The organism is Pseudomonas sp. (assembly GCF_037994325.1).
Classification (GTDB): domain Bacteria; phylum Pseudomonadota; class Gammaproteobacteria; order Pseudomonadales; family Pseudomonadaceae; genus Aquipseudomonas.
Genome location: NZ_JBBNAH010000204.1, coordinates 1 through 9,915 on the forward strand (window position 1 = coordinate 1; position 9,915 = coordinate 9,915).

Sequence of the window (9,915 nt, forward strand, 5' to 3'; positions counted from 1 at the left end):
GGCGGGGGCCCAGAATCGTGAGGCCAACGCTTAAAGCACACCAATCTCCTGCGCCGTGCGATCCACCGCGCGCTTGGTTTTTTCCAGCAACTCATCCAACTCCAAGCGGGTGGCGACCAGCGCCGGCGCCATGATCATGCGGCCCAGGGTGGAGCGAATAATCACGCCTTCTTCAAAGCCGATGCTGCGGCAGCGCCAGGCGATATCGCCTTCGTTGGCAAAGCGTTTACGGCTGGTTTTGTCTTGGGCAAATTGCAGCGCCGCCACCAGGCCAACGCCCTGCACTTCACCCACCAACGGGTGGTTGCCGAACACTTCGCGCAGGCAGCTTTGCAGGTACGGGCCGGTGTCGGTTTTCACCTGGGTGACCACGCCTTCATCACGCAGCGCCTTCAGGTTGGCGATGGCCACCGCCGCTGCCACCGGGTGCCCGGAATAGGTGAGGCCGTGGGCAAACACGCCGCCCTGCTCGACCAGCACTTCAGCCATGCGCTTGCTGAGGATCAGGCCGCCCATGGGGATATAACCGGAGGTCAGGCCCTTGGCGATGGACAGGGTGTCGGGCTCGAAAGCAAAGTGCTGGTGGGCGAACCACTCGCCGGTACGGCCAAAGCCGCCAATCACTTCGTCGGCGCACAACAGCACATCGTATTGGCGGCAGATGCGCTGAATTTCCGGCCAGTAGCTTTCCGGCGGGAAGATCATGCCGCCCGCGCCCTGGAACGGTTCGGCAATAAAACCAGCGACGTTTTCGGCACCCAGTTCGAGGATTTTCGCTTCCAATTGCTGCGCGGCCTGCAGGCCGAATTCGGCTGGGGTCAGGTCGCCCTCGTGGCCGAACCAGTAGGGTTCGTCGATGTGCTCAACGTCCGGAATCATGCCGCCCATATCATGCATAAACTTCATGCCGCCCAGCGCCGTGGCGGCCAGGGTGGAGCCGTGGTAACCGTTCCAGCGGCCGATCATGATTTTTTTCTCGGGCTTGCCGAGGATCTGCCAGTAACGGCGCACGGTGCGGATCAGCACCTCGTTGGCCTCGGAGCCGGAGTTGGTGTAAATCGCGTGGCTGTAGTGGCCGGGCAACAGGCTGAACAGCAGCTCGGAGAGCTCCACCACCGCTGGGTGGGTGGTGTGGAAAAACATGTTGTAGTACGGCAGCTGCTCCATCTGCTTGGTCGCCGCAGCAGTCAAGTCGGCACGGCCATAACCCAGGTTGGTGCACCACAGACCCGACATGCCATCCAGGAAGCGGTTGCCGTCGTTGTCCCACAGGTGCAGGCGCTCACCGCGCACAATCACCCGCGGCCCTTCGGCGTTCAGCGCCTTCTGGTCGAGAAAGGCGTGAATGTGGTGGGCGGCATCAGACGCCTGGTAGTCACTGGTTTCGCGTGGTGGCACAGGGGCAGTCATAGCAAAAATCTCCGCAGCTTTTTTCTTATCGCAGCTGAAACCAAGTGGTCTTCAACTGGGTGTATTTATCGAACGAATGCAGCGACAAGTCGCGACCAAAACCGGACTGTTTGCCGCCACCAAAGGGCGTGCTGACGTCCAGGGCGTCGACGGTATTGACCGACACCGTGCCGGCGCGCAATTGCCGGGCCACGCGGTGGGCGCGGTGCAGGTTGTCGGTCCACAGCGAAGCAGCCAGGCCATAGATGCTGGCGTTAGCCAAGCGCACGGCTTCTTCTTCGCTATCAAACGGGATCACCGCCAGCACCGGGCCGAAGACTTCTTCCTGGGCCAGGGCCATCTCGGGGGTCACGCCGGTAAAAATGGTCGGCTGAATAAAGTTGCTCGAGCCGTTGAAGCTCACCTGCTGGCCGCCACAGACCAGGGTCGCGCCCTGTTCGTGGGCGCCGTGGATATACGCCATCACCCGTTCGGTCTGGCGGGTTTCGACGATGGCGCCGGCGGTGCTGCTCGGGTCCAGCGGATCGCCCGGCTGCCAGCCTTGCGCCTTGGCCACCAAGCGCTTAACAAAGTCATCATGGATGGCGCGCTCAACCAGCAAGCGCGAGTTCGCCGAACAGACTTCGCCTTGGTTAAAGAAGATGCCAAAGGCAGCTTTTTCCGCGGCCAGATCAAGGTCTTCGCAATCGGCAAACACCAGGTTGGCACTCTTGCCACCGCACTCCAGCCACACCTGCTTGAGGTTCGACTGCGCTGAGTACTGCATAAAATATTTGCCCACTTCCGTGGAGCCGGTAAACGCCAGGCAATCGATATCCGGATGCAGCCCCATGGCCTTGCCGGCGTGTTCGCCCAGGCCCGGCAACACGTTAAACACGCCTGCCGGAATACCGGCTTCCAGCGCCAGCTCAGCCAGGCGCAGGGCGGAGAACGGCGATTGCTCAGCCGGCTTCAACAGTACCGAGTTACCAGCGGCCAGGGCTGGGGCGAGTTTCCAGGCGGCCATATCCAGGGGGAAATTCCACGGCACCACGGCGGCGACCACACCCAAGGCTTCGCGGGTAATGGTGGCGAGCACGTTTTGTGCGCTAGGGGCGACTTGGTCGTAGAGCTTGTCCAGAGCCTCGGCGTACCAACGGAACACCCCGGCGGCGCCCGGCACATCGACGTTATAGGCATCCATCACCGGCTTGCCCATGTTCAGCGAATCGAGCAGCGCCAGCTCTTCACGGTTGTGCAAAATCAGCTCAGCCAAGCGCAACAGCACCGCTTTGCGCTCGGCAGGTGAACGCTGCGACCAAACCCCGGCCTCAAAGGCCTGACGCGCCGCCGCAACGGCCACATCGACATCCGCCGCCGCACAGGCGGCCACGTGCGCCAGCGTGGCACCAGTGGCCGGGTTGATCGAGGCAAAGGTAGCGCCAGACACCGCCGGCACCTGTTGCCCATTAATCATCGCCAGCGTTGGAAAGCGCTGAGCAGCGGCCCGTTGTTGCCATTCGTTAAGAGACACCGCAAAGCCCTCACACCGTTAACCCTTTAGTGAGAGCGATGGTGGCGCAGCGGGCTGCATAGGAAAATTATTAAAAATGTCTTCGGGGTATATGAAAAAGCTGCTTTGCGATGCACCAGGCTGGTGCTGGATGCCGGTTTAGAGTGCATAGCCCGCAGCGACCGCCAAACCGTAGGGTGTGCTGTGCGCACCAGGCGATTTTGCCGTGTCCGCTTTGGTGCGCACCCTAGGTGTAAATCTCAGGTCGGCGCCCGGCTAAATAGGGAAAGGTGCTTTCCAACGCCGCACGCTGACCGTGGTCGAGATCAACGATCAACAACGCCTCACCATTGGCCGCACTGGCCAGCTTGCTGCCATCCGGCGCCGCCACACAGGAGCCGCCGAGAAACGCCAGCCCAGCTTCAACGCCGCTGTGGTTGCAATAGGCAACAAATAGCTGATTTTCCACCGCTCGCGCCGGCACGATCAGGTCCGGCACGGCGCGATACTCCGGCGTGAGCGCGGTAGGAATCAGCAGCAGTTCGGCCCCTTGCAGGGTCAGCTTGCGCACGTTTTCGGGGAGTTCCACGTCAAAGCAAATCAGCAGGCCAATGCTCCAATCGCCACACTTAAACGGCGCTTGCAAACGGTCGCCCGGGGTAAATAACGTGCGCTCAAAGGCACCGAACAGATGGGTTTTGCGGTAATTGCTCAGGCGCTGGCCATTGGCCGAAATCACCTGCGCCGCGTTATAGGGTTTACCCCCGCTTTCATGGCTTTCGGCGTAGCCGTAGCAAATGGCGATGCCATGTTCCTGGGCCAGTTCGCTAATGCGCTGCGCCGACGGCCCATCGGCCGCCTCCGCCGGTTGCGCACGCAGGTTATAGCCTCCCAGCCACAACTCCGAACACAGCAGCAGCTCAGCCCCCGCTGCCGCAGCGGCGCGCGCTTGCACGGCCAGGTCAGCCAGGTTGGCGGCGATATCGCCGGGGTGCCCTTGTGTTTGCCAAAGCGCCAAGCGCATGTGCTACCTCCGTTGCTGTGTATGGGTTTTGCTAGAGACTCTAGCCGCTTCTAAGCGGCACCTGTAGCAAGCACCTGGCCAAGAAAAATATGCCCTGTGCCGCGCAAAAAGGTGGGCACGCCAGACCACGCTCGCCGCTGCAACGCGGTAAGGTGTGCTCCGAAATATCCTAGACCGAGACTTTGTTGTGGCCGCTTATACCCTGCGTCAGCTCAAATATTTCGTCACCACCGTGGAGTGCGGCAGCGTCGCCGAGGCCTCGCGCAAGCTGTATATCGCCCAGCCGTCGATCTCCACCGCCATCAAGGGCCTGGAAGAAAGTTTTGGCGTGCAGCTGTTTATTCGCCACCACGCCCAAGGCGTATCGCTCACCCCCAGCGGCGCGCGTTTCTACCGCAAGGCGCAGGAACTGCTGCGCATGGCCAAGGAGTTTGAACAGAACGCCCTGGCTGACAACGACATCATTGCCGGGCAAATCGATATCGGCTGCTTTGAAACCGTGGCGCCGCTCTACCTGCCGCGCCTGATCGCCGGGTTTAACGCGCTGTACCCAGGCGTGGAAATCCGCATCCGCGACGGCGAGCAACAGGAACTGGTGCAAGGCCTGACCTCCGGCAGCTTCGACCTGGCCATCCTCTACGACCACGACCTCGACGGCACCATCGAAACCCAACCGCTGATGCCACCGCAGCGCCCCTATGCCTTGCTGCCAGCCGACCACCGCTTTGCCCAACAGGCGCAGGTGTCGCTGCGAGACCTGGCGTTGGAGCCCATGATTCTGCTCGACGTACTGCCGAGCCGAACCTACTTCGTTAGCCTGTTTGAAGAACTGGGGCTAACCCCGCATATCGCCTTTAGCTCACCGTCCATTGAGATGGTGCGCGGCATGGTCGGTCAGGGTTTTGGTTTCTCGGTGCTGGTCACCCGCCCGCATTCGGAATGCACCTATGACGGGCAAAAGGTGGTGGCGGTGAATATTGCCGAAGAGGTGACCGGCTCGGGGCTGGTGGCCGCCTGGTTGAAGCGCGCGCAATTGACCAAGGTGGCGCAGTTGTTTGCCGATTACTGTCAGCAAGAGTTGGCTCCAGAAAAGCAGCCCTCACCCTAACCCTTTCCCGCAAGCGGGAGAGGGGACTTGATCGCTGTTCGATCAGGCCACTCCGTCCGCTGCTCTCCCTCTCCCGCTTGCGGGAGAGGGCCGGGGTGAGGGTCGGCGCAAACGCTGATTACCCCATAACCGCCATCAACCGCCCCCCATCCAACGCCTTACACACCCCCACTGGCTTCTGCATCGGCGCATCCTCTGCCGCCAGCATGGCGTTGATTACCGCTTCATCGGTGCTTTGCACCGCCGCCAGGTAGAAGGCGTCAAACACGTCGTCATTCAGGTAGTCGAGGTTTTGTAGCGCCCCGCTTAGCTGCGGCATCGGCCGCGGATTAGCCACGCTAAAGGCCAGAAAGATATCCCCGGAATTATTCCCCCCCGGCGTTCCCGCCAAGCCAACGCCCAAGCCTGCACGCCGCGCCAAGCGCTTGAGCTGGTGCGGCAACATCGGCGCATCGGTGGCGATGATCACCACAATGGAGCCTCGTTCACGGTCCAGCCCGTCCGGCAGCTCATCCGCCAGGCGTTCTCCCACTGGCACGCCGAGCACTTTGAACCAGTCGCGCATGCCATGGTTGGCCTGCACCAGCACACCGAGGGTGTAGGCCTTGCCGTCCAAGTCGACTACCCGCGAAGCAGTGCCGGTGCCGCCTTTAAAGCCGTAGGCGATCATGCCGTTGCCGCCGCCGACATTGCCCTCGGCAATCGCCCCGGTCATGGCGCCGTCCAGCGCAGCGCGGGCGTGGGCTTCGCTGACGTGCAGGCCGTTGATGTCGTTGATCACGCCGTCGTAGGTTTCCGCCACCACCGGCATGGCCCACAGGTGATTGTGCTCCCACTCCTCGGCATAGTGCTCGATGGTCCAGCGCGTGGCCGCCTGGTGGACGATGCCAACGCTGTGGGAGTTGGTCAGGCACAGCGGGCCAACAAAGTAGCCGCCGTCTTCAATCCAGTGGGTGCCGGTCATTTCGCCATTGCCATTCAACGCCGAAAATCCGGCCCAGACGGGCATCGGTTGCGGCTCGTAGCCGCGCGGCAAAATGGCGGTGACGCCGGTTTGAATGCGTTTACCGTTGGCAGCGGTGCCGTCGACATTCTGGTAACCGACCAATACACCGGGCACGTCGGTGATGGCGTTTTCGGCGCCGGTGCGACCGGGGAAGGCCAGGCCAAGCTGGCGGGCGCGGGGCTTGTTAGTGGCCATGGGAGTCCTCGGCGTTCAGTGCAGCGGGTTGGCGGTTGCGCAGGTACAAGCCCACCGCCGCAATCAGCAGTGAGGCAAGAATCAGCAGGGTGGCGATGGCGTTGATTTCCGGTTTGATGCCGCGGCGGATCATGCCGTAGATGTAAACCGGCAAGGTGGTGGAGTCGACGCCGGAGATAAAGTAGGTGATCACCAGATCGTCCATGGAAATGATGAACGCCAACAGCGCACCACCAATCACGCCGGGCAAAATCATCGGCAAGGTAATGCGCCGAAAGGTCACCCAGGGGTTGGCGCCCAAATCCGCCGAGGCTTCTTCCAGGCGCGTATCCATGCCTGCCAGGCGCGCGCTGACGACGATAAACACGTAGCTGACCAAGAAGCTGCAGTGACCAATGATGATCGACACCTTGCCCAGCGGAATGCCGATATTGACGAAGAAAATCAGCAAGGAGATGCCCAGCACCACGTCGGGCATCATCATCGGCATAAACAGCAACATCCGATAAAAGCCCTGCAAACGAAAGCGAAAACGCGCCAGAGCCAACGCCGTCAGTGTGCCAATCACGGTGCTGATAACGGCGGTAATCAGCGCCACGGTCAGGCTGGTGCGCAGCGAGCCGAGCAGTTGATCGGTGGACTCGATATACGCCACGTTATCGGCCAGGTGGTTGGCCATGCCAAAGATCGAGCGATACCAGTCCAGCGATGCCTCGGTCCAGATCATCATATTCAGCGGGTTGCCGTTGAACGAGTAGGCGAAGATCAGGCCGATGGGCAGGTAGAGAAACACGAAGAACAACAGGCTGTAGCCGGTGAGGAATTTTTGCCCCACACGGGCCAACGACAAACGACTCATGGCCGACCCTCCAGCGCTTGCGCGCGGTTCAGGCTGCGCACGTAGAGCAGCAAAAACACCAGCACGCTGGCCATCAGCAACATCGCCAACGCGGCGCCAAACGGCCAGTTACGCGCGGCGAGAAACTGCTGCTCCACCAGGCTGCCAATCATCAATACCTTGGCGCCACCGAGCAGCGACGGCACGATGAAATTGCCCAAGCTTGGGATAAACACAATGATCGAACCGGCGGCCACACCGGGCATGGTCAGCGGCAAGATCACTTTGCGAAAGGTTTGCCAGCGGCTGGCGCCTAAGTCTTGCGAGGCTTCAATCAAGCGCCGGTCGAGCTTCTCGACGCTGGCGTAGATGGGCAAAAACATAAACGGGATAAAGATATACACCAGGCCAATCAGCACGGCGATTTCGCTGTAGATCAGGTCCAGTTGGGCGTTGATGCCCAGGCCCTGCAAGAACTGATTGAGAAAACCGCTGGGGCGCAGGATCAGCACCCAGGCATACAGGCGCACGATCAGGCTGGCAAAGAACGGCAGGGTGATCAGAAACAGAAAGAAATTGCGCTTGCGCTCATTCAAGCGGCTGACCCAGAACGCCACCGGGTAGCACACCAGCAACGACACCAGCACGGTGAGCAAGGCGATGCGGAACGAGCGCAGGATGATTTCCAGGTAAACGATATCGAAGTCTTCGTTAGTGCCATCGGCCCAGCCCAATACACGGCCAAAGCTGTCCGGGTAGAAATTCCATTCCACCCCGCCGTACATGCCGGGTTCGGCCAGGCTGTAGGCGGCCATGATCAACAGCGGCGCGATAAAAAAGCCGCCGATCAGCAGCGTCACTGGGCTTAGCAAGCCGAAGAGCCGCAGGCGATTGCGCCCGCGCAGGGTCAGCGCGCTCATCACGCCTCCCCCGCCAGCACATGGGCGGCGTCACTGGCGTACCACAGGCGCAGGGTTGCACCGGCATGTAAGCGTTGCAGGGCCTGGCGCGCGGCATCGCGGACCACGGCTTTAACCTGGCTGCCTTGCGCGGTGCGCATGCTCACTTCAAAGTCTTTGCCAACAAATACCGTCTGCTCCACCACGCCTTCCAGCCAGGCATGCCCTTCGGGGCTACCGGGGCAGTCGAGGTGGAAATGTTCGGGGCGCAGCAGCACTTGCACGTTCTGCTTAGGCAGCAGTTGGCCACGGCGCACCCGCAACAGATCACCGGCCTCGCTGAGCAAGTGCGCGTGTTGTTCATCCACCGTGCTGACCCGTGCCGAGAACAAATTGCTCTCGCCAATAAAGCCGGCAACAAAGGCATTGGCGGGGCGGTCGTAAATTTCTTCCGGGCGCCCGATCTGCTGCACATGACCGCCGTTGAGCACCACGATGCGGTCAGACATGGTCAGGGCTTCTTCCTGGTCATGGGTGACGAAGACAAAGGCGATGCCCAGCTCGCTTTGCAGCTTTTTCAGCTCGCGTTGCATGCTTTGCCGTAGGTGGCGGTCGAGGGCCGAGAGCGGCTCATCCAGCAGCAATAACGCCGGGCGATTAACGATGGCGCGAGCCAAGGCCACACGCTGTTGCTGGCCACCAGAAAGCAGGCCCGGTTTGCGCTTTTGCAGGCCACCCATGCCGACCATTTCCAGCGCTTCGCCGACGCGAATATCGCGTTCCTTGCGTGGTACGCCGCGCACTTCCAAAGCGTAGGCCACGTTGTCGCCGACGCTCAGGTGCGGGAACAGCGCATAGCTTTGAAATACCGTATTGACCGGGCGCTGATAGGCCGGCACATCGTTCATAGCCTGGCCCTGAATAATCAGGCGGCCGCTATCGAGTTGCTCAAAGCCACTGATGGCCCGCAGCAAGGTGGTTTTGCCGCAGCCCGAGGGACCCAGCAAGGTGACAAATTCATTGGCGCCGACGGTTAAATCGACCCCATCCAACGCCCGCACCGCCTGACCTTCAGGGGTACGGTAATGCTTCACGGCAGCCTGGATTTCGACCACCGCGGTGTTGGCATCAGACATAAAAGCTCCGGTACTGGCGGGACACTTTCTAAACGCATACGACGGCCCGTAGGCTGTGCACCACGCACCCTGGCGATTACGGGTAAATCGCCTGGTGCGCGCAGCACACCCTATGGTCGCGGTTAGTTAGCGGTGCGCACTTTGGTCCAGGCGCGGTCGTATTTTTTCAGGTCGCTGCCCAGGTCGTTAAAGATCTGCAGCTTGGCCTGTACGTCTGCCGGCGGGTTGGCGGCGGGATTGTCTTTGAGCTCGGCAGGCAGCAGTTTTAGCGCTTCGGCGTTGGGCGTGCCGTTGCTTTGCTGAATGGTGTTGAGCGAGGCAATTTCCGGGCGCAGGAAGAATTCCATAAAGCGTTTGGCGTTGGCTTTGTTCGGCGCGGTTTTCAGCACGCACATGTCTTCCTGATAGAGGGTCGCGCCTTCTTTGGGAATCACATAGGTGAGGTTGGCCGGGTCTTGCTTCACGTACATCAGCGCGCCGACGTAGTACTGCGCGGCCACCACATCGCCGGACTGCACCATCGGCACTACTTCGTAGCTAAACGCCGAGATCAGCGGCTTGCGCTCCAGCAACCACTCTTGGGCAACCTTGAGGTCGTCAGCGCTGGTGGTGTTCACCGATTTGCCATTGCTGATCAGGCCCACTGCCAACACTTCGCGCATGTCGTCGAGCATCGCCACCTTTTTGCCAGCCTTGGCTTCGGCGAAGAAGTCGCTCCAGGTTTCGATTGGTTTGCTGACCTTGTTCTTGTTGTAGAAGATGCCCACCGTGCCCCACGCGTAGGGCATGCAGTACTCGCCCTTGGGG

At 60.9% G+C, this 9,915-nt stretch carries 9 protein-coding genes; 1 reads left to right on the forward strand and 8 read right to left on the reverse strand.

Translation table 11 applies throughout. The features are described from left to right. Window positions 1-30: 30 nt before the first annotated feature. From AAAB16_RS06870 to AAAB16_RS06880, 3 genes are all read right to left on the reverse strand, one after another. Window positions 31-1,410, reverse strand: coding sequence for an aspartate aminotransferase family protein (locus AAAB16_RS06870; RefSeq protein WP_340662667.1), 1,380 nt, complete (start codon window positions 1,408-1,410; stop codon window positions 31-33). A gap of 25 nt (window positions 1,411-1,435) precedes the next feature. After that, window positions 1,436-2,866 carry an aldehyde dehydrogenase gene (locus tag AAAB16_RS06875; protein WP_340662675.1) on the reverse strand — a complete coding sequence of 477 codons (1,431 nt, stop codon included), beginning with the start codon at window positions 2,864-2,866 and terminating at the stop codon, window positions 1,436-1,438. A gap of 283 nt (window positions 2,867-3,149) precedes the next feature. After that, entirely contained in the window at window positions 3,150-3,926 is a 777-nt protein-coding gene (locus tag AAAB16_RS06880; protein WP_340662668.1) for a carbon-nitrogen hydrolase family protein, read from the reverse strand. A gap of 187 nt (window positions 3,927-4,113) precedes the next feature. On the opposite strand from AAAB16_RS06880, the gene AAAB16_RS06885 reads away from it, so the two are divergent. Then, window positions 4,114-5,034, forward strand: coding sequence for a LysR family transcriptional regulator (locus tag AAAB16_RS06885; protein WP_340662669.1), 921 nt, complete (start codon window positions 4,114-4,116; stop codon window positions 5,032-5,034). 118 nt (window positions 5,035-5,152) lie between these two features. Here AAAB16_RS06885 and AAAB16_RS06890 read toward each other — a convergent pair whose 3' ends face one another. From AAAB16_RS06890 to AAAB16_RS06910, 5 genes are all read right to left on the reverse strand, one after another. Continuing rightward, a complete protein-coding gene (locus tag AAAB16_RS06890) occupies window positions 5,153-6,235 on the reverse strand; it encodes a P1 family peptidase (RefSeq protein WP_340662670.1) in 1,083 nt (360 codons plus the stop codon). Further along, the gene (locus AAAB16_RS06895) at window positions 6,225-7,094 is read right to left on the reverse strand and encodes an ABC transporter permease (protein ID WP_340662671.1); all 870 of its coding nucleotides are present in this window, start codon (window positions 7,092-7,094) and stop codon (window positions 6,225-6,227) included. Before AAAB16_RS06895 ends, AAAB16_RS06890 begins: the two co-directional genes overlap by 11 nt. Then, a complete protein-coding gene (locus AAAB16_RS06900; protein ID WP_340662672.1) occupies window positions 7,091-7,993 on the reverse strand; it encodes an ABC transporter permease in 903 nt (300 codons plus the stop codon). The genes AAAB16_RS06895 and AAAB16_RS06900 overlap by 4 nt, the downstream gene beginning before the upstream one ends. Beyond that, window positions 7,993-9,108 carry an ABC transporter ATP-binding protein gene (locus AAAB16_RS06905; RefSeq protein ID WP_340662673.1) on the reverse strand — a complete coding sequence of 372 codons (1,116 nt, stop codon included), beginning with the start codon at window positions 9,106-9,108 and terminating at the stop codon, window positions 7,993-7,995. Before AAAB16_RS06905 ends, AAAB16_RS06900 begins: the two co-directional genes overlap by 1 nt. Before the next feature lie 122 nt (window positions 9,109-9,230). Then, window positions 9,231-9,915 (reverse strand): spermidine/putrescine ABC transporter substrate-binding protein (locus tag AAAB16_RS06910; protein ID WP_340662674.1); only part of this gene is annotated, 685 nt, incomplete at its 5' end.

Bases quoted from the DNA above. Each gene is read 5' to 3' on its own strand.
- AAAB16_RS06895 (WP_340662671.1), bottom strand. From the start codon at position 7,094: ATGAGTCGTTTGTCGTTGGCCCGTGTGGGGCAAAAATTCCTCACCGGC.
- AAAB16_RS06875 (WP_340662675.1), bottom strand. From the start codon at position 2,866: ATGATTAATGGGCAACAGGTGCCGGCGGTGTCTGGCGCTACCTTTGCC.
- AAAB16_RS06870 (WP_340662667.1), bottom strand. From the start codon at position 1,410: ATGACTGCCCCTGTGCCACCACGCGAAACCAGTGACTACCAGGCGTCT.
- AAAB16_RS06900 (WP_340662672.1), bottom strand. From the start codon at position 7,993: ATGAGCGCGCTGACCCTGCGCGGGCGCAATCGCCTGCGGCTCTTCGGC.
- AAAB16_RS06880 (WP_340662668.1), bottom strand. From the start codon at position 3,926: ATGCGCTTGGCGCTTTGGCAAACACAAGGGCACCCCGGCGATATCGCC.
- AAAB16_RS06905 (WP_340662673.1), bottom strand. From the start codon at position 9,108: ATGTCTGATGCCAACACCGCGGTGGTCGAAATCCAGGCTGCCGTGAAG.
- AAAB16_RS06890 (WP_340662670.1), bottom strand. From the start codon at position 6,235: ATGGCCACTAACAAGCCCCGCGCCCGCCAGCTTGGCCTGGCCTTCCCC.